At 63.8% G+C, this 17721-nt stretch carries 20 protein-coding genes; 13 read left to right on the top strand and 7 right to left on the bottom strand.

Annotation, left to right across the window (positions count from 1 at the left end; translation table 11 throughout):
• The first annotated feature begins 37 nt into the window (after positions 1-37).
• The 3 genes from argJ to mutT are packed head-to-tail and all read left to right on the top strand — an operon-like array spanning position 38 to position 2471.
• Positions 38-1279, top strand: coding sequence for a bifunctional glutamate N-acetyltransferase/amino-acid acetyltransferase ArgJ (argJ, locus tag C7441_RS06635; protein ID WP_109612211.1), 1242 nt, complete (start codon positions 38-40; stop codon positions 1277-1279).
• Positions 1280-1287: 8 nt separating this feature from the next.
• Positions 1288-2070, top strand: a complete 783-nt coding sequence (locus tag C7441_RS06640) for a GNAT family N-acetyltransferase (RefSeq protein ID WP_019173931.1) — start codon at positions 1288-1290, stop codon at positions 2068-2070.
• Complete coding sequence (gene mutT, locus C7441_RS06645) at positions 2067-2471, top strand: 8-oxo-dGTP diphosphatase MutT (protein ID WP_019173930.1); 405 nt, start codon at positions 2067-2069, stop codon at positions 2469-2471. Before C7441_RS06640 ends, mutT begins: the two co-directional genes overlap by 4 nt.
• A 9-nt stretch (positions 2472-2480) precedes the next feature.
• Here the strand turns inward: mutT and C7441_RS06650 are convergent, their stop codons facing one another.
• Positions 2481-3227: a DUF4336 domain-containing protein gene (locus C7441_RS06650; protein WP_109612213.1), complete on the bottom strand. Its 747-nt coding sequence runs from the start codon at positions 3225-3227 to the stop codon at positions 2481-2483.
• Positions 3228-3407: 180 nt separating this feature from the next.
• Here C7441_RS06650 and C7441_RS06655 point away from each other — a divergent pair, with 180 nt between their 5' ends.
• From C7441_RS06655 to C7441_RS06665, 3 genes are all read left to right on the top strand, one after another.
• The gene (locus C7441_RS06655) at positions 3408-4670 is read left to right on the top strand and encodes a multidrug efflux MFS transporter (RefSeq protein ID WP_244916077.1); all 1263 of its coding nucleotides are present in this window, start codon (positions 3408-3410) and stop codon (positions 4668-4670) included.
• A 56-nt stretch (positions 4671-4726) separates the two neighbouring features.
• Complete coding sequence (locus tag C7441_RS06660; protein ID WP_244916078.1) at positions 4727-5023, top strand: hypothetical protein; 297 nt, start codon at positions 4727-4729, stop codon at positions 5021-5023.
• Between the two features lie 100 nt (positions 5024-5123).
• A complete protein-coding gene (locus tag C7441_RS06665; RefSeq protein ID WP_019173926.1) occupies positions 5124-5303 on the top strand; it encodes a Flp family type IVb pilin in 180 nt (59 codons plus the stop codon).
• Positions 5304-5327: 24 nt separating this feature from the next.
• On the opposite strand, the gene C7441_RS06670 is transcribed toward C7441_RS06665, so the two are convergent.
• Entirely contained in the window at positions 5328-6203 is an 876-nt protein-coding gene (locus tag C7441_RS06670; protein ID WP_019173925.1) for a methyltransferase domain-containing protein, read from the bottom strand.
• Positions 6204-6266: 63 nt separating this feature from the next.
• On the opposite strand from C7441_RS06670, the gene C7441_RS06675 reads away from it, so the two are divergent.
• The 5 genes from C7441_RS06675 to C7441_RS06695 all read left to right on the top strand — a co-directional run bounded on the left by C7441_RS06675 (position 6267) and on the right by C7441_RS06695 (position 9803).
• Positions 6267-7052, top strand: a complete 786-nt coding sequence (locus C7441_RS06675; RefSeq protein WP_109612430.1) for a ComF family protein — start codon at positions 6267-6269, stop codon at positions 7050-7052.
• Between the two features lie 135 nt (positions 7053-7187).
• Complete coding sequence (gene grxC, locus C7441_RS06680; RefSeq protein ID WP_109612431.1) at positions 7188-7454, top strand: glutaredoxin 3; 267 nt, start codon at positions 7188-7190, stop codon at positions 7452-7454.
• Positions 7455-7464: 10 nt separating this feature from the next.
• Positions 7465-8334 (top strand): carbon-nitrogen hydrolase family protein, encoded by an 870-nt coding sequence (locus tag C7441_RS06685; protein WP_109612216.1) that lies wholly within the window; start codon positions 7465-7467, stop codon positions 8332-8334.
• Positions 8331-8756, top strand: coding sequence for a DUF1178 family protein (locus C7441_RS06690; protein ID WP_109612217.1), 426 nt, complete (start codon positions 8331-8333; stop codon positions 8754-8756). Before C7441_RS06685 ends, C7441_RS06690 begins: the two co-directional genes overlap by 4 nt.
• Before the next feature lie 153 nt (positions 8757-8909).
• Entirely contained in the window at positions 8910-9803 is an 894-nt protein-coding gene (locus C7441_RS06695) for a DMT family transporter (RefSeq protein WP_109612218.1), read from the top strand.
• A gap of 5 nt (positions 9804-9808) precedes the next feature.
• Here the strand turns inward: C7441_RS06695 and ubiG are convergent, their stop codons facing one another.
• On the bottom strand, positions 9809-10558 hold the full coding sequence (gene ubiG / locus C7441_RS06700; protein WP_109612219.1) for a bifunctional 2-polyprenyl-6-hydroxyphenol methylase/3-demethylubiquinol 3-O-methyltransferase UbiG: 750 nt from the start codon (positions 10556-10558) through the stop codon (positions 9809-9811).
• A 170-nt stretch (positions 10559-10728) separates the two neighbouring features.
• On the opposite strand from ubiG, the gene C7441_RS06705 reads away from it, so the two are divergent.
• The gene (locus C7441_RS06705; protein WP_109612220.1) at positions 10729-12138 is read left to right on the top strand and encodes a lipopolysaccharide biosynthesis protein; all 1410 of its coding nucleotides are present in this window, start codon (positions 10729-10731) and stop codon (positions 12136-12138) included.
• Positions 12135-13418, top strand: a complete 1284-nt coding sequence (locus C7441_RS06710) for a GNAT family N-acetyltransferase (RefSeq protein ID WP_109612432.1) — start codon at positions 12135-12137, stop codon at positions 13416-13418. The genes C7441_RS06705 and C7441_RS06710 overlap by 4 nt, the downstream gene beginning before the upstream one ends.
• Before the next feature lie 12 nt (positions 13419-13430).
• On the opposite strand, the gene C7441_RS06715 is transcribed toward C7441_RS06710, so the two are convergent.
• The 4 genes from C7441_RS06715 to C7441_RS23985 form a co-directional block, all read right to left on the bottom strand.
• Complete coding sequence (locus C7441_RS06715; protein WP_109612221.1) at positions 13431-15065, bottom strand: AMP-binding protein; 1635 nt, start codon at positions 15063-15065, stop codon at positions 13431-13433.
• 258 nt (positions 15066-15323) lie between these two features.
• Positions 15324-16133, bottom strand: a complete 810-nt coding sequence (locus tag C7441_RS24480) for a hypothetical protein (RefSeq protein ID WP_210205610.1) — start codon at positions 16131-16133, stop codon at positions 15324-15326.
• On the bottom strand, positions 16102-16671 hold the full coding sequence (locus tag C7441_RS24485; RefSeq protein ID WP_019173914.1) for a hypothetical protein: 570 nt from the start codon (positions 16669-16671) through the stop codon (positions 16102-16104). Before C7441_RS24485 ends, C7441_RS24480 begins: the two co-directional genes overlap by 32 nt.
• Before the next feature lie 119 nt (positions 16672-16790).
• Positions 16791-17357, bottom strand: a complete 567-nt coding sequence (locus C7441_RS23985) for a hypothetical protein (protein WP_210205611.1) — start codon at positions 17355-17357, stop codon at positions 16791-16793.
• Between the last annotated feature and the right edge of the window lie 364 nt (positions 17358-17721).

The following is a 17721-nucleotide window of genomic DNA, read 5'->3' on the forward strand; positions in this document are numbered from 1 at the left end:
GGAGCCACGGTTTGCGCTCCATGCCTGACGAGGTCCCATGTCCGAGACGATTTCCCCTCTCGCGCCCAAGAAATATCCCAAAATGCCGGCCATTGAAGGCGTGCGCATCGCCACCGCCGAAGCCGGTATCAAGTACAAGAACCGCACCGATCTTCTGGCCATGGTGTTTGACGAAGGCACGACCGTTGCCGGCGTCTTCACCCGCTCCAAATGCCCTTCCGCTCCGGTCGATTTCTGCCGCGAGAGCCTTCCCGGCGGCAAGGCGCGCATTCTGGTCGTGAATTCCGGCAACGCCAATGCCTTCACCGGCAGACGAGGTCGCGAGACCACCAGCATGACCGGCAAGGCCGCTGCCGCTGCTGCTGCCTGCACGGTTGGCGAAGTGTTCCAGGCTTCCACCGGCGTGATCGGCGAGCCGCTCGACGCCTCGCGCTTCAGCCATCTCCTGGCCGGTATGGTCAAGGACGCCAGGGCCGAACAGTGGACCGAGGCCGCCAGGGCGATCATGACCACGGACACCTATCCGAAGGTGGCAACCGCCACGGTGAAGCTGGGTGACGTCGATGTGACCATCAACGGCATCGCCAAGGGCGCCGGCATGATCGCGCCCGACATGGCGACGATGCTTTCCTTCGTCGCCACCGACGCCCCCATCGAGGCGCCGGTGCTGCAGGCGCTGCTGTCCAGGGGCGTTGCGCCGACCTTCAACGCGGTGACGGTCGACAGCGATACCTCCACCAGCGACACGCTGCTGCTGTTTGCGACTGGTGCTGCGGCCAGGCGCGGCGCGCCGAGGATTTCGGATGCCAAGGACGCGAGGCTGGCGCAGTTCAAGCGCGCGCTGAACAAGATCCTGAAGAACCTCGCCTTGCAGGTGGTGCGCGACGGCGAAGGAGCCCGCAAGCAGGTGGAAGTGACCGTCACCGGCGCGAAGTCCGCGCGTTCGGCCAAGCGCATCGCGCTGTCGATCGCCAATTCGCCGCTTGTCAAGACGGCCGTTGCCGGCGAGGACGCCAACTGGGGCCGCGTCGTCATGGCTGTCGGCAAATCCGGCGAGCCTGCCGACCGCGACCGCCTGTCGATCTGGTTCGGCGACAACCGCCTGGCCGTCGATGGCGAGCGCGATCCGACCTATTCCGAGGAACAGACCTCGGCCTATATGAAGAAGGATGAGATCCGCATCCGCGCCGACATCGGCATCGGCCGTGGCAAGGCCACGGTCTGGACCTGCGATCTCACCAAGGAATATGTTGCCATCAACGGCGACTATCGGAGCTGAAGCGCAGCGTGGGCGGATCACCCGATACCACAACCGATCTGGCGAAAGTACGCCGCTTCGAGGCGGCGGGCTTCCGGGCATGGCCGGCCGCCGCCGTCACCTATGACGGCACATGGCTGGTGCGCCTCACGGCCGGGCATCCTGCCAAGCGGCTGAATTCGGTCAATCCGCTCGATCCGAGCGATGTCGCCAATCTGGACGAGCGCATCGCGCGCGCTGCCAACCGCTTCGAGGCCTATGGCCGGCCGCTTGTCTTTCGCATGTCGCCGCTCTCGGGCGAGGTGCTGTCGCAGCATCTCGACACGCTCGGCTGGGAGCGGTTTGCCGAATCGCTGGTCATGCGCCTGCCGCTCATCCATGCGGGTGTGGAAGACGCAATCGACCAGATCCCGCTGAAGGACATCGGCCGCTTTACCGCCGCGGCCATCAAGGCCGGCGCGATCCCGGCAGCGCTGCGGCCGGGCTTGTCCGAGATCATCGGCGCGATCCGCGTCGAAACCGGCATGTTCGTGCTGGAAAACAAGGGCGAGCCGCTTTCGACGGCAATCTGCGTGCACGACCACGATCTGGCCGGCCTGTTCGAAATCGCCACCGCACCGGCTGAGCAAGGCAAGGGCTATGGCCGCCGCCTCATCCGCTCGGCGCTGAAATGGGCGCGGCTGCGCGGCGCGCGCCAAGCCTGGCTGCAGGTGGAAGCCGCCAATGAGGGCGCGCGCCATCTCTATGAAGCGCTCGGGTTCCGGGAAGTCTACCGCTATCACTATCGCAGGCCACCCGGAGCTCAGGCATGACCAGGCGCATTCTTCTGGTGGCCGCCTGCGCGCTGGTCGATGCCGATGGGCGCGTGCTGCTGGCACAGCGCCCGCAAGGCAAGACGCTTGCCGGCCTCTGGGAGTTTCCCGGCGGCAAGGTCGAGCCCGGCGAGACGCCGGAGGAAACGCTGATCCGCGAATTGCGCGAGGAAATCGGCATCGAGACCAAAATCGCCTGCCTCGCGCCACTGACCTTCGCCAGCCACACCTATGACGATTTCCACCTGCTGATGCCGCTTTATGTCTGCCGACGTTTCGAAGGCACCCCTCACCCGCGCGAAGGGCAGGTGCTGAAGTGGGTGCGCCCGCGCCAGATGCGCGACTACCCCATGCCGCCGGCCGACGAGCCGCTGATACCCTTCCTCATCGACCTGCTCTGAGCGGGACGCTCAATCCAGCAGCCAGCGGAAAGCGCGACGCAATTCGGCGGCGCCTCCATGCTCATACCAGCGGCCGTGCGCGAGGATGACCCGTTCCGGATTCCACGACAGCATCGTCTCCACCGCCTCCTTCAGTTGCGGCCGGCGCGCCGAGAAGGTGCGGCGCATGTCCCTGGGCATCTGGCCGTCGGGGTCCTGCACCCCGCCAAGCCGGATCAAAAGCCGCATGAACCATGAATGCAGCTTGTCCGGCTCGAAATTCTCGATGAGGTCGGTGAGCACCAAGGTGCGGCTGGGCCGGTGGAAGAAATCCACCTCGGTCATGTAGCTGCCTGTCACCCGCAGCGTGGCGATGTCGGCGTCCCAGGGGTAGCCGCCATCGCGGTCGAGAATGAAATGATCGAAGTCGATGCGGCCTCGCGCCTGTTCCTCGATGCGCGGGGCGAGATAGACGCTGGCATGCGGAAACGCCGCGCGCCATTCCGGTATCCACCAGTAATGCAGCCGGTTCGGGCCGATGATCCACCGTGGCCGGCCAATCGCCTCGATCTGCGCGCGAAGCTCCGAAACCAGCGGCGTCGGCGAATGGATGAACAGCTCCTCGCCGACGCGCATCACCGTCATGCGCGTCGGAAACGGCATTTTCGGCCAGGGAAGGCCGAAATGAATGAGTGGGCCATCAACGATCCAGACGTCCGGGCAGACCGGCTTGAGCCGGTTGAGCGGAGGATAGGTGCCTGATGCCTGCGCGCGCATGAGGTGGGTCCCGAGGATACAGCCTGATCGTCTCGGGCATTGGGCTGTTTTTATGGCGCGGCCCTCGTTCACGCGAAACTGAACGTCCGCCGGGCTCATTTCAGCTGTCGATGACCGAATTGGGGATACCGAACCGGCATCGCCAGCTGCTATTCACGCAGCCAACAGAAAGGCCAGAACATGGACAGCGGGACGCAGGAGAAGACGAAAGCCGGAGAACCCACCGCCGAGGACGGTCAATCCATCCATTGGCGGCGCAATCTCGTCGTCTGCCTGCTGGGGTCGTTCACCACCATCATCGCCATGACGCTGCTGCTGCCCTTCCTGCCGCTCTATGTCGAGCAGCTTGGCGTCAGCGATCACGCGGCAATCGTGCAATGGTCGGGCATCGCTTATGGCGCGACCTTCTTCTCGGCCGCGCTGACCGCGCCGCTGTGGGGGCGGCTGGGCGACCGCTATGGCCGCAAATCCATGCTCATCCGCGCCAGCCTCGGCATGGCCGTTTCCATGTCGCTGATGGGCATGGCGCAGAATGTCTGGCAACTGGTTGCCCTGCGCCTGTTTGCCGGCATTGCCGGCGGCTATGCCTCCGGCTCCGTCATCCTCGTCGCCACGCAGACGCCCAGGCAGCGTTCCGGCTGGGCGCTCGGCGTGCTGTCTTCCGGCGTCATGGCCGGCAATCTGGTGGGGCCGCTGGTGGGCGGCGCGCTGCCGCAACTGATCGGCATTCGCGAAACCTTCCTGCTGGCCGGCGGCGTGATCTTCTTCACCTTCCTGGCGACCACCTTCTTCATTCGCGAGGAGGCGCGCCCCAAGCGCAAAAAGGCGGCGAAGGGAGAAGGCGGATGGGCCGCCATTCCCGACAAGCGGCCGGTGCTTGCCATGATGGCCACCGGCATGCTGCTGATGGTCGCCAACATGTCGATCGAGCCGATCATCACCGTCTATGTGGCGCAGCTCGTCGAGAACAACGCCCATGTCACGATGGTTTCCGGCCTCGTCATGTCGGCGACGGCACTTGGCGCCATCCTGTCGGCGTCGCGGCTCGGCAAGCTTGCCGACCGTGTCGGGCATTGGAGCGTCATCATCGGCTGTCTTGCGGTTTCGGCGCTGCTGCTGGTGCCGCAGGCTTTCGTCACCACCGGTTGGCAACTGGTTGCCCTGCGCTTCCTGATGGGCCTGGCGCTGGGCGGATTGCTGCCCTGCATCGCCAGCGTCATCCGTCACAACGTGCCCGACCGCATAGCCGGCAATGTGCTCGGCATCTCCACCTCGGCGCAATATGCCGGGCAGGTGGTAGGTCCGCTCGCCGGCGGCTTCGTGGGCGGTCATATCGGCATGCGCGCGGTGTTTCTCGGCACGGCCGTGCTGATGGCGGCTGGAGCAGCCTCGAACTGGCTGGCGCGCCCCGAAGCCCGGCCGGCGACCGTGCCAAATCGTTAAGCAATTCTTTAACCCTTCATGAAAAATTGACTCAAGGGCCGACCGGATGGCTGGCCGTGGGCGCGAGGGACGATCCGATGAAATCCGACGGGCAGTGGCAACTGGTTCGTGGCGGCGCGCTGCGCGTGGCCCTGCTGTTCGGTTCGGTGGTGATCGCCTTTGCCATGCTGGCGGTGCCGCTGCTCGATTCACGCGTCCGGCTCAATACCGCGCGCGCCAATATCGACATGACCACCACCGGCTCGATCGATCGCGGCAGCAGCAGCTACACCATTCGCCGCAGCGTGCTGCAATCCTCGCCCAGCGCCATTTGCGTCATTCTCGAAAACGGGACGCATCGCGGCGATTGCTGAACGCGGCCTTCGCTTCCGGGTTCATCGCTTGTTAAGCGTGTTTCGCTAACCTTCCTTAATGGCTCGGTTCTAAGGTTCTCGCGACCAGAGGCGAGAACAAATGACACCACTGACCCGCCGATTTCAGAAGGACGACCGCGGCTCCACCGCCATCGAATACGGACTGATCGTCGGCCTGATCATGCTTGGCATCGTCACCGCGCTCGGCAGCGTCGGCGACAGGATCACGTTCCTGTTCAGCGACACCGACAGCAAGCTGGTCGAATCCTTCAAGGGCTGAACTCCCCGGTTCGGGTGGTCAGGGTCAGCCCTTGCCCTTGTCCTCATCCAGTATCTTCGCCAAGGACACTTGCGCCGAACCGGGCTTGAGCGGCTTTTGCTGCGAGGCGTGCGGCGCCCAGCCCGACAGCCACACGAAAGAGAACGTCGCGCGCACCCGTCCGTCGGGATCGGAAAAGCGCTCGGCATAGATTTGCGCCGCCCGCGCAAACAGGGCGCGGCTCGCCGGCCGCCGCGAGCGGTCGGTCAACGCATTGGTCGCGCCCATGGCCCGCAAATCCCGGATCAGCGCGAACATATGATCGTAGCGCACCGTCACCGTGTCGATGTCAGCCACCGGCAACGCGAAGCCTGCGCGTTGCAGCAGCGCGCCGGCGTCGCGCACATCGGTGAAGGGGCTGACGCGCGGGCTGACCCCGCCCGACAGTTCGGTTTCGGCGGCAAGCAGGCTTTCGCGCAGTTCCGTCAACGTATCGGCCCCGGCCATCGCGGCCAGGAACAGCCCGTCCGGCTTCAGCGCCCGGCGGATCTGGACGAGCATGCCGGGCACATCGTTCACCTCCTGCAACGCCAGCAGCGAGACGATGAGATCGGCGCTCTCCGGCTCCAGCGGCAGTATTTCCGGTTCGGCCACCTGCCCGTCATCCTCCCCCAGAAAGGCGGCATCGGCCTCGATGCGCTGCACCTTCGCGGCCTTCCCGCTGGCCAGCATGGCATCGCGCGCCGCCGGCGTGACGCAGAACGCGGCCACCGCATTTTCGAAGCGGCGCTCGACGGTGGCCAGCCGGTCGGCCAGTTCCTCGGCGGCGCGGGCAAGCAGGAAATCGGCGCCGGCGACGGGGCGCGAGAGAGCCCGGCGCTTGCGCGCAATGAGGAGCCTGGTGTCGAACAGCGGTTGCAAAAGCCGAAATCCTTGATGTTGTGGCCGCACCCGGCCTATGGTCGGGCAAGCAGCCTGAACCTCGTGGCCGATCCTATGCCGCAATTCAAGAGCCTTGCCCTCGCCGCGCTGGATTGGCCGGCACGTGTGCTGTTTCCGCCGGTCTGCGCCGGCTGCCGTCGCCATGTCTCGCAGCCCGGATCGCTCTGCGCGCAATGCTGGCCGCAACTGCGCTTTCTGGAAAAACCCTGGTGCGAGGTAATGGGCACGCCTTTCACCCATGATATGGGGGCTGGCTTCCTGTCTGCCGAGGCCATTGCAAATCCACCGCCCTTCGAGCGGGCACGCGCGGCCGTTTCCTATTCGGGCGTGGCTATGCAGATGGTGCAGGGGCTGAAATATTCCGACCGCACGCATCTGGCGCCGTGGATGGCGCGCTGGATGCTGCGCGCCGGGGCCGAGCTTGTCGCGGATGCCGATGTCGTGGTGCCGGTGCCGCTGCACTGGCGGCGGTTCCTTCAGCGGCGCTTCAATCAGTCGGCGGAGCTTGGCCGGGTGGTGGCCGAGCTTGCGAGCCTGCCCTTCGCACCGCTGGCGCTTGCCCGCGTCAAGGTCACGCGCCAGCAGGTCGGGCTCCAGCGCGCCGAGCGCGAGGACAATGTGCGCGCCGCCTTCCGCGTACAGCCCGAGCGCGACATCGAGGTGCGCGGGCGGCGGGTGCTGGTGATCGACGATGTCTACACCACCGGCGCGACTGCAAATGCCGTGGCAAAGGCGCTGAAGAAGGGCGGGGCCGGCGCCGTCGACGTGCTGACCTTCGCGCGCGTCCTGCCGGGGGACTTCCGGCCCGGCGAGGCAGAGACTATATAAGCGTATGTGAACCGGCGCAGGGACCGCATCGATGGTGCGGCACTGGAGTCGGAAGCTTGATTTTGTTTGCGCATTTTCGCGTCTTTGGAGGACATGACCTCGAACAGAGCGGAACTGCGCCGGGAACATTGTTTGATGGTCGATGTAACGATCTACACGCGTGCCATGTGCGGCTATTGCAGCGCCGCCAAGCGTCTGCTCGACGGGAAGGGCGTCGCCTATGACGAGCGCGACGCGACCTCCGCGCCGGAACTTCGTCAGGAGATGATCGGGCGTTCGGGACGCTTCACCTTCCCGCAGATTTTCGTCGGCAACGTCCATGTGGGCGGTTGCGACGACCTGCATGACCTGGATGCGCAAGGGCGGCTCGACGGGCTGCTTGCCACGGGAACACTCGGCTGAGGAGATTATCATGAGCAAATTCACGGCTGCCGCCATCCAGATGCGGTCGGGCGTCGATCCGAAAAAGAATGCCGAGACCTTCGAGGCGCTGGTGCGCGAGGCAGCCGGCAAGGGCGCGACCTATGTGCAGTCGCCGGAGATGACCGGCGCCATGGTGCGCGATGCCGAGGCCCGGCAGGCCGCCTTCACCACGCAGGACAAGGATCTGATGGCCGCGACCGCGGCGCGGCTCGCGCGCGAACTCGGCATCTTCATCCATGTCGGCTCCACCGCCATCGTGCGCGAGGACGGCAAGCTGGCCAATCGCGCCCTGCTGCTGTCGCCGCAAGGCCGGATCGTCGCCACCTATGACAAGATCCATATGTTCGACGTCGATCTCGACAATGGCGAGAGCTGGCGCGAATCCTCGGCCTATGAGCCTGGCACGCAGGCGGTGGTGGCCGATCTGCCCTTCGCAAAGCTCGGCTTCGGCATCTGCTATGACGTGCGCTTCCCGCAGCTTTTCCGCGCCGAAGCGCTGGCCGGCGCCAATGTGATCACCGCCCCGGCCGCCTTCACCCGCCAGACCGGCGAGGCGCACTGGCATGTGCTGCAGCGCGCCCGCGCCATCGAGAACGGGGCCTTCATGATCTCCGCCGCGCAGGGCGGCAGGCATGAGGACGGCCGCGAAACTTTTGGCCATTCGATCATCGTCGATCCGTGGGGCAAGGTTCTCGCCGAAGCCGACCATGACGAACCGGGCGTCATCGTTGCCGAGATCGACACCGCGCTTTCGGCCGCCGCGCGCGGCAAGATTCCCAACCTGAAGAATGCACGCGAATTCTCCGTCGGTTCGGTGACGGCTGGCGAGGGAGAGCCGCTGCGAGGAGCTGCATCTTGATCAGTTTTTCGCTTTCCTGCGAGAACGACCACGAATTCGAGGGTTGGTTCCGCAGCAATGACGATTTCGAAACGCAAAAGAAGCGCAAGCTGGTCAACTGCCCCGTCTGCGGCTCGCACAAGGTCGAAAAGGCGCTGATGGCGCCGGCCGTTTCCACCGGTCGCCGGCAGGAGAAGATCGCGCTGGCCGTGAGCGCCCAGCAGCGCGAAGCACTGGCGCAACTCAAGGCGCTGTCGGAAAAAGTCCGCGAAAATTCCGATTATGTCGGCGACAAATTCGCCGAGGAAGCGCGCAAGATCCATTTCGGGGAGACCGAGGCGCGCGGAATTTACGGCGAGGCAACGCTTGAGGAGGCAAAGGGCCTTGCCGACGACGGCGTCGACTTCATGCCGCTGCCGGTCTTTCCGGACGACCGCAACTGACGGCAATCCGGTCATATCCATGAGTCTCCGTTCCGGCCTGCCTGGCTCCTTTCCAGACAGGCCGGTTCCTTGCCCCTCCCATTTCCGCCTGCTGGCGCATTCGCCAGTCCCGCTTTTGCGGTCAGATCACGCTGAAGTCTGCAAGGAAGCGCGATGAAAGCATTGTGGAATTCGGCCATCGGCCTGTTGCTGGTCAACGGCACGCTGCTGGGCCTGACCCTGCCCTTCGGCAAGATGGCGGCGGCAGCCGGCGTGCCGCCTGCGGTCTGGGCCTTCGTCATTTCCTGCGGCGCGGGCGCGGTGCTTCTGTCGGCGTTGCTGATGCATGGCGGGGGCTTCCGCCTCAACCAGCACAGGCTGCGCTATTTCACAATCGTCGCGGCGGTGTCCTACGCCATTCCAAACCTGCTGCTTTTCGCGGCCATTCCGCATCTCGGCGTTGGTTTCAGCGGCATCATGTTCACCATCTCGCCGCTGTTCACGCTCGCCTTCTCGCTGATGCTCAGATTGCAGCGGCCGAACCTGCTCGGCACTGCCGGCATCGGGGTCGGCTTCCTCGGCGCGCTTCTGGTGGCGCTGACCCGCGGCGAGGCAAGCCAGCCGGCAGAGCCCATCTGGGTCGCGGCCGGCCTGCTCATCCCGGTCAGCCTCGCCATCGGCAATGTATATCGCACGCTCGACTGGCCGGAAGGCAGTGGGCCGATTCAGCTTGCCGCAGGCAGTCACCTGTCGGCTGCCGTGATGCTGCTGGTGGCGGCCATGGCCGGTACAGGTGGCGCGCCCTTCGCGCCGCTTGTGCAAGTGCCCTGGCTGGTGGTGGCGCAGGTCATCGTCTCGTCGGCGATGTTTGCCGTGTTTTTCCGCCTGCAGGCGGTGGGCGGCCCCGTCTATCTCAGCCAGATCGGCTATGTCGCGGCGGCAATCGGCCTGGTTTCAGGCATGTTCTTCCTGGGCGAAAGCTACCGGCCCGAAACCTGGCTCGGCGCGGTCCTGATTTCCATCGGTCTGGTCATGACGACCAGGGCGCAGCTTCGCCAGGCCGCCTGACGCCCTCAGGCGCGCCGCTTTTCCACCATGACCATGTAGTTCACGTCCATGTCGCTGGAGCGCTGCCAGCGGTCGGCAAGCGGATTGTAGATCACGCCGGTGCGGTCGATGATGCTCATATCCGCATTGGCGAGCAGCTGTTCCAGTTCGTCGGGCCGAATGAACTTGCTGTATTGATGCGTGCCGCGCGGCAGCCAGCCCAGAATATATTCCGCCCCGACGATCGCCAGGCCAAGCGCCTTCAGCGTGCGGTTCAGCGTGGCCACGAACATGATGCCGTCCGGCTTCACCAGGTCGCTGCACTTGGAAATATAGAGCTGCGGGTCCGAAACGTGCTCGATCACCTCCATATTGAGCACGACGTCGAACTTTTCGCCGGCATCTGCCAGCGCCTCTGCCGTGGTGGCGCGGTAATCGATGCTCACGGCGCTGTCGGCGGCGTGGATTTTCGCCACCTCGATATTGGTCTCGGAGGCGTCCGCGCCGACGACCTCGGCGCCCAGCCGCGCCATCGGCTCGCACAGCAGACCGCCGCCGCAGCCGATGTCGAGGATGCGCAGCCCCTCGAAAGGACGGGCCTGATGCGCATCGCGGCCGAAACGCGCTGCCACCTGGTCGCGCACATAGGCGAGGCGCACGGGATTGAACTTGTGCAGCGGGCGGAATTTTCCATTCGGGTTCCACCATTCGGCGGCGAGGGCCGAAAAGCGTTCCACCTCTGCGGTGTCGATCGTCGATCGTGTGGCTTCGGGCATGGCTCGTCTCCTTCGTCGCAAGGAAGTCGGCGGTGAGACGCCGAATGTCAAGGCAGCATTTCATTCGAAAGGCCGTAGCCCTTCATGGCGCCTCACCTTGCGTCAGGCTCCCAACTGTTTCTTAAACAGTGCGCGGTATGGCTCACAAGTTACAAAAGACGGAGTGAGACGTGCGCTTTTCCGTGACAAGGACGGCCGAGCGTTTCCTGCCTGCACCGCTGGCGCTACGGATGCGGCCATTGCTGGGCAGGATAGATGCCGCGCTGTTTGCGTCCGACGAGCGGGGCGAGGCAGGGCGCATGTCGCTCATTGCCTTTTCCATCCGTATCGTCAGTGCGGTCATCGCCTTCGTCAGCCAGGTCCTGCTGGCGCGCTGGATGGGCGGCTTCGAATACGGCATCTTCGTTTTGGTCTGGGTCACGATGATCATCGTGGGCAACCTGGCCTGTCTGGGCGCACACACCTCCATCATCCGCTTCATCCAGGAATATCGCGAAAAGCACATGCTTGCCGAACTGCGCGGCGTGCTGTTTGCCGGGCGCCTGTTCTCGCTGGTGGCCGCAACGCTGATGGCCGGCCTCGGGGCTCTCGTCATCTGGCTGTTTTCCGACAGGATCGAGAACTACTACGTGATCCCCTTCCTGCTCGGCGTCCTGTGCATGCCCATGATTGCGCTGTCCGACCTGTTGCAAGGCGTGTCGCGCGCCTATTCCTGGGCGATCTCGGCACTTTCACCGACCTATCTCACGCGGCCTGTCCTGATCCTGGCGTTCATGGCCGGCGCACTGCTGGCAGGATTTCCGCCGACCGCGGTGACCGCCATACTGGCTGCGATAGCGGCAACCTATGTCACCACCGTCCTGCAACTGGTCAGCGTCAGTGCCCGCGTCGACGCGAAGCTGCCGGCGGGACCTCGCCGCATGCTCTTGAAGAACTGGTTTGCGGTTTCGGCGCCGATCTTCCTGGTCGAAAGCTTCTTCTTCATTCTCACCAATGCCGATGTGCTGATGATCGGCGCCTATATGGACCCGCGCGACGTCGGCATCTATTTCGCGACCGTCAAGACGCTGGCGCTGGTGCATTTCGTCTATTTCGCGGTCAAGGCGGGCGTCGCGCAGCGCTACGCGCAATTCACCCACGGCGATCCCGAGCGGCTGGCGGTTTTCGCCCGAGAAACTGTTTCCTGGACATTCTGGCCCTCGGTCGCGATGGCTCTGGTCGTGCTGGCGCTGGGCAAGCCGATGCTGATGCTGTTCGGTCCCGACTTCCCTGAAGGCTATCCCCTGCTCTTCGTGCTCACCCTCGGCGTCGTCGCGCGGGCGGCGGTCGGCCCCTGCGAAAGCCTGCTGACCATGAGCGGCAACCAGAATATCTGCGCGCTGGTCTATGCGCTGACCCTGGCGATCAATATCGGCCTGAACATACTGCTCATTCCGCAATTCGGCCTGTGGGGCGCGGCCATCGCCACGGCGGCGGCGATGATGTTCGAGGCCAGCGCACTCTCCTACACAGTCTGGCGGCGGCTCGGCATCGTCATGGCCATATTCATCCCCGGCAGGCCTGCGGAGGAGGCCGGCTGATGGCCACGCCCCTTCTGGAAGAAACGAGCGGCGGTCCCGCAGGCACCCTGCTTTCAGGCCTTGCCGACATGCGCGACGGCGCGACCGACCCCGCCCATGTCGAGCTCATCGCCAGCGAACGCAGGCCGCGGCGGCTGGCGATCTATTCGGCTTCCGCAGGGTTCGACCTGATCGAGGAACTGGACCATCTGTGCACCCGCGCGGTGGAACCCAATATATTCTTCAACCCGCGTTTCCTCGCTCCCGCGATGCCCCGGCTGGAGGATCGCGAGGTACGGCTGGCGGTGATGCGCGACGGCGACGGGCATCGCAGCCGGTTGCGCCTCCTGCTGCCCTATTCGGTCGAGCGCCCCAACATACCACTCGGCGTGCCCATCTTGCGCGGCTGGGCAAATCCATTCGGGCCGCTCGGAACACCGCTGATCGACCGCGACGATCCCGAAGGCGTAATCGACGATTTCCTCGCCATTCTGGCCCGGCCGCACCTGAAGCTGCCAAAGGTCTTCGTCCTGCCCGACATGATGCTCGACGGCACGGCTGCGGCAATTCTGCACCGGGTGGCCGAAACGCGCGGTCTTCCGGTCGCCGTCACCAACACCGTTGAGCGGCCCTTTCTGCAAAGCGATCTGGAAGGAGACGACTATCTCAGGGCTTCGCTGCACAACCGTCACTATCGCGAGTTCCGCCGCCTGAAACGCCGTCTGGCCGAACAGGGGCCGGTCGAGCATATCGTCGCGCGTGGCCCGGACGAGATCCGTCAGGCCACCGAAATCTTCCTCACCCTCGAGGCCTCCGGCTGGAAGGGACACCGCCGCACCGCCATGGCCGTCGATCGCTTCCGCGCCGCCTTCGCGCGCGAAGCCATGCACCGCCTGGCCGAACGTGATCTCTGCCGCGTCCATTCGCTGACGCTCGGTGGCGAAACCATTGCAAGCCTCATCGTCTTCATCGAGGCGGGCGTGGCCTACACCTGGAAAACCGCTTACGACGAACGCTACGCGGCCTATTCCCCCGGCACGCTGCTGATGATCGAGGTGACGAAGCAGCACCTGGAAGACCCGAACGTCATGCTCACCGACTCCTGCGCCGTGCCCGACCATCCGATGGTGAGCCGGATGTGGACGGAGCGGCGGCGCATCGGCACGATCCTCATCGGCCTCACGCCCGATGCCGACCGGCCCACGCGACAGGCGGCCTCGCAGCTTCACCTCTATCGCGAGACCCGCAACATGGCGCGGCTCCTGCGCAACCGCGTGCGCGACCTTCTCAAGCGCTGCTGACGGCTTCGCCACTCACAGCCCGGCCTCGCGTCTGGCGCGATCCCTGAAAATGCGGCGGATCACCTTGCCGCTGGTGGTCAGCGGCATGGAATCGACGAATTCCACCTCACGCGGATATTCATGCGCCGAAAGCCGCTCGCGCACCCAAAGCCGGATTTCCTCCGCCAGTTCCGCGCTGCCGGCGAAGCCCTCCTTCAGCACCACATAGGCTTTCACGATCTCGGTGCGCAGGGCGTCGGGCTTGCCCACGGCTGCGGCCAGCGCCACTGCCGGATGGCCGGTCAGGCAGTCCTCGATCTCGCCGGGACCGATGCGGAAGCCAGCGGAGGTTATGACATCGTCATCGCGCCCGAAGAACTGCACATAGCCGTCTTCGTCCTCGATGCCCTGGTCGCCGGTGATCATCCAGTCGCCGATGAATTTTTTCGCGGTCGCTTCCGGGTTCTGCCAGTATTCGAGGAACATTACCGGATCGGGGCGTCGGATCGCGATCTGGCCCACCTCGCCCGCGGCGACGGGCCTGCCTGCACTGTCGATAATGGCGACCGCATGGCCGGGAACGGCCCTGCCTATGGTCCCTCCCCTGCTGACACCGAGCGCGGCACAGGACGACAGCACGAAATTGCACTCGGTCTGGCCATAGAATTCATTGATGGTGAGCCCGAGTTCGGCCCGCGCCCAGTCGTAGGTCTCACGCCCGAGCGCCTCGCCGGCCGAGCCGACAGAGCGCAGGTCGAGGTCAAAGCGCTGCATGATGCCGGGTGCACCTTTCAGCATCCGAAGCGCCGTCGGCGGAATGAAGGCGTTGCGCACCCGCATCCGCTCCATCAATGTAAGCGCCGCCTCGGCGTCGAATTTCTCAAAACGGCTCGCCACCACCGGAACGCCGAAATAGAGACACGGCAGCAGGGCATTCAGCAGCCCGCCCGCCCAGGCCCAGTCGGCGGGCGTCCACATCAGGTCACCCGGCTGCGGCAGGGATTCGTAGGCCATGCGCACACCCGGCAAATGGCCAAGCAAAACCCGATGGCCATGCAGCGCGCCCTTGGGCGGCCCGGTCGTGCCGGAGGTGAAGATCATCAGGGCCGGGTCGTCGGGCGTGGTGTCCTCGGTGAGGAAGCGCGTCGGGTGCGCGGCAAGCAGCCGATGGAAATCCAGCGCCACGCCCTCTTCGCCGTCAATCGAGACGATGCTTTCGAGCGCCGCCAACCGCCCGGCGATCCGGGCGAGCTTCGCACAGCCTGCCGAACTGGTCACCACCAGCTTCACACCCGCCGTCTGCAACCGGTATTCGAGCGCCTCGGTTCCAAACAGCAGGGCAAGCGGCACGGCGATGGCGCCGAGCTTGTAGATGGCCAGATGCGCGACCACCGTTTCGAAGCATTGCGGCAAAAGCAGCGCGATCCGCTCGCCCCGGCGCACGCCCAGGCCGCGCAACGCGTTGGCGAATGCATTGGAACGGGCCGACAGCTCCCCAAAGCTCAGTCGCTCCACGTTTCCGTCCGGACCATAGTCGAAAAGCGCCGGACGATCCGGCTCGCGCGCAGCCCAATGGTCGGACACCGCAACGCCTATGTTGAACCGCTTTGGTAGCTGCCAGCGAAAATCGCCGTAGAGGCTTGCATAGTCGTCGCGCTCTTCGAGCATAGATATCTGCGCCCTTGCTTGCCGCCGCCTCTGGTAACGACATGCGCAGATAACGATTCAGAAAGGACAGCGTCAACCTCGCCGCCGCACTGGGGGCACGAGAAGTTCCGGCGCTCAGTCACGAAAGAAGGCCCGGAGCCAAAGTGCCTTCGGAACGAAGGTCTTCTTGGACATCCAGGCCTTCGCGCCGGCGCGGGGGACGGGCGCGGGCGGGAACAGGGCCGTTAGCGGCCAGCCCTGTTCCATGGGGATAGACTGCTACTCTATTCTGAAGCTGCAGCCGAAAGCGGGGGACAGATCGTTTCCGGTCGAGGCACATGCCGTGATGCCGCCGTTACCGCCGCGATCATGGAAGAGCGCGCCTTCCGGCACGACTGCACTGCCGCCGCCGCCATTGGTGCCGCCACCACCGTTGTTGCCGCCGCCGCCGTTGTTACCGCCGCCGCCGTTGTTGCCGCCACCGCCATTGTTGCCGCCACCGCCCGGATTGTGGGGGTGATGATGATGATGGTGATGATGGTTGCCATTCCCGTTGTGGTTGCCGTTACCGGAGCCGATATTGCCGTTGCCGTTATTGTTTCCGTTGCCGGAACCTTTATTGGCGTTGCCGTTACCGTTGCCGTTACCGAAACCGATATTGCCGTTTCCGTTACTGTTGCCGTTGCCGGAACCCTTATTGGCGTTGCCGTTACCGTTTCCATTCCAGGAACCGATATTGCCGTTTCCATTCAGATTGCCGTTACCGGAACCCTTATTGCCGTTGCCGTTACCGTTTCCGTTCCAGGAACCGATATTGCCGTTCCCATTCAGATTGCCGTTGCCGGAGCCGATGTTGCCGTTCCCGTTGCCGTTACCGTTGTGGCTGCCGACATTTCCATTCCCGTTACCGTTGCCATTGCCGTTTCCGGCATAAACAGCGGAAGGAAGTGGCGAGGACAAGAGCAATGATGCCGCCAGAACCAGCGGCAAGCGCTGTATAGCAATCGGGATCTTGTACATTTTCGCCTCCTTTGACTTGCTTTGGCGAAACTTACGTTTACCTGTTGTGATTTCCGTTGTTATTTCCATTGTAGTTCCCAATGTTGCCGTTGCCATTACGGGAACCACCATTGAAGTTGCCGTTGAAGTTGCCCCAGTTGCCGTTGCCGTTGCGATGGCCACTGTTGAGATTGCCGTTCAGGTTGCCCCAGTTACCGTTGCCGTTGCGCGAGCCGCTGTTGAGGTTGCCGTTGCCGAAGCCGACATTGCCGTTGCCGTCGCGCGAGCCGCTGTTGAGGTTGCCGTTGAAGGCACCGATATTGCGATTGCCGTCATGCGACCCGGAGTTGAGATTCCCGTTGTAGGAACCGATATTGTGGTTGCCGCTGCTCGACGACGAGTTGCCGTTGCCGTTCATGGCGCCGACATTGCCGGTACCGCCATTGAAGGCGCCGATATTGCCAGAGCCGGTATTGCCGAAGCCCCAGTTCTGGCCGTTCTGCGGGCCACCGACCTTGGCGGCCGCCGACATCATTGCATCTGCAATGTCACCTGCCCATGCCGGTGCGCCAAACGCTACGGACGCGATGATCGCCACGCCGGCAAATGATGCTTTGATATAAGACATGATACGATTCCCTTCCCCGCAGACAGCCGTGCCGCTGCGCCGACAAATGGTTTGACTGAAAAGCGATCGAGGTCGCCGCGACGCAAAACCATGGCGACGACCCCGATCCGCGGGCTGGATCAGTTATGGTTACCGTTATTGTTACCGTTGAAGCTGCCCCAGCCGCCATTGCCGTTGTAGTTGCCGTTCAGATGGCCGTGGTTCCTGTTGCCATTCACGTTGCCGTTGAAGAAGCCGGCGTTGGCGTTGCCGTTGGCGTTGCCATTGCCCGAGCCGTGGTTCTTGTTGCCGTTCACGTTGCCGTTGAAGCCACCCCAGTTGGCATTGCCGTTGCCGTTGCCGTTGCCATAGCCCTTGTTCAGGTTACCGTTCAGGTTGCCGTTGGCGAAGCCGTGATTGCCGTTGCCGTTGCCGGTGCCGTTGCCGGAACCCCAGTTGCCGTTACCGTTGGCATTGCCATTCAGGTCGCCATGGTTGCCGTTGCCGTTGCCCGAACCATTGCCGTTACCGAAATTGCCGTTGCCGTTCAGGTTGCCGTTGCCGTCGCCGTGATTGTAGTTGCCGTTATCATTGCCGTTGCCGTTGCCGACATTACCGTTGCCGTTGCCGTTGCCATTGCCGCTGCCGGCCATAGCAAGAGCGGTCATGCCGACCAGGGCGGTCATCGTGAGGAGGAGCTTTTTCATGACAGTTTCCCTTCGTTGACGAGGCTTTATTGCTGGACCTCAAATGTTAAATTGCTCAACAAAGCTTCATACAAAAAGCTTCGCCCGCAACGTCACCATGTTTGCTTCTATGCAACTGAATAACAATTCGGGAGAAATACAGTTATCCATGAGGTAAAAGTCGGAATACCTCACCGCAATTACCCACAAACGATGCGGGTTAAACCTGACAAGAAATATAGGGGAATTAGGCGTAGGAATTCGGGGTAGATGAGAATACAATTCCGAAATTCCTGAACGATAATTCAGGCGATCCAGAATTTGCCTTTTTTGGAGAGGAAGCTTCGGAAAAAGCGACGGGCACCAGGAGCAAAGAGCGGTCGGC

The sequence above is a fragment of the Pseudaminobacter salicylatoxidans genome, from assembly GCF_003148475.1.
Lineage (GTDB): Bacteria > Pseudomonadota > Alphaproteobacteria > Rhizobiales > Rhizobiaceae > Pseudaminobacter > Pseudaminobacter salicylatoxidans.

Coding starts and splice junctions, on each gene's coding strand:
- grxC (WP_109612431.1), top strand. CDS start 7,188: ATGGTCGATGTAACGATCTACACGCGTGCCATGTGCGGCTATTGCAGC.
- mutT (WP_019173930.1), top strand. CDS start 2,067: ATGACCAGGCGCATTCTTCTGGTGGCCGCCTGCGCGCTGGTCGATGCC.
- ubiG (WP_109612219.1), bottom strand. CDS start 10,558: ATGCCCGAAGCCACACGATCGACGATCGACACCGCAGAGGTGGAACGC.
- C7441_RS23985 (WP_210205611.1), bottom strand. CDS start 17,357: ATGAAAAAGCTCCTCCTCACGATGACCGCCCTGGTCGGCATGACCGCT.
- C7441_RS06685 (WP_109612216.1), top strand. CDS start 7,465: ATGAGCAAATTCACGGCTGCCGCCATCCAGATGCGGTCGGGCGTCGAT.
- C7441_RS24480 (WP_210205610.1), bottom strand. CDS start 16,133: ATGGAAATAACAACGGAAATCACAACAGGTAAACGTAAGTTTCGCCAA.
- C7441_RS06655 (WP_244916077.1), top strand. CDS start 3,408: ATGGACAGCGGGACGCAGGAGAAGACGAAAGCCGGAGAACCCACCGCC.
- C7441_RS06665 (WP_019173926.1), top strand. CDS start 5,124: ATGACACCACTGACCCGCCGATTTCAGAAGGACGACCGCGGCTCCACC.
- argJ (WP_109612211.1), top strand. CDS start 38: ATGTCCGAGACGATTTCCCCTCTCGCGCCCAAGAAATATCCCAAAATG.
- C7441_RS06695 (WP_109612218.1), top strand. CDS start 8,910: ATGAAAGCATTGTGGAATTCGGCCATCGGCCTGTTGCTGGTCAACGGC.
- C7441_RS24485 (WP_019173914.1), bottom strand. CDS start 16,671: ATGTCTTATATCAAAGCATCATTTGCCGGCGTGGCGATCATCGCGTCC.
- C7441_RS06715 (WP_109612221.1), bottom strand. CDS start 15,065: ATGCTCGAAGAGCGCGACGACTATGCAAGCCTCTACGGCGATTTTCGC.
- C7441_RS06650 (WP_109612213.1), bottom strand. CDS start 3,227: ATGCGCGCGCAGGCATCAGGCACCTATCCTCCGCTCAACCGGCTCAAG.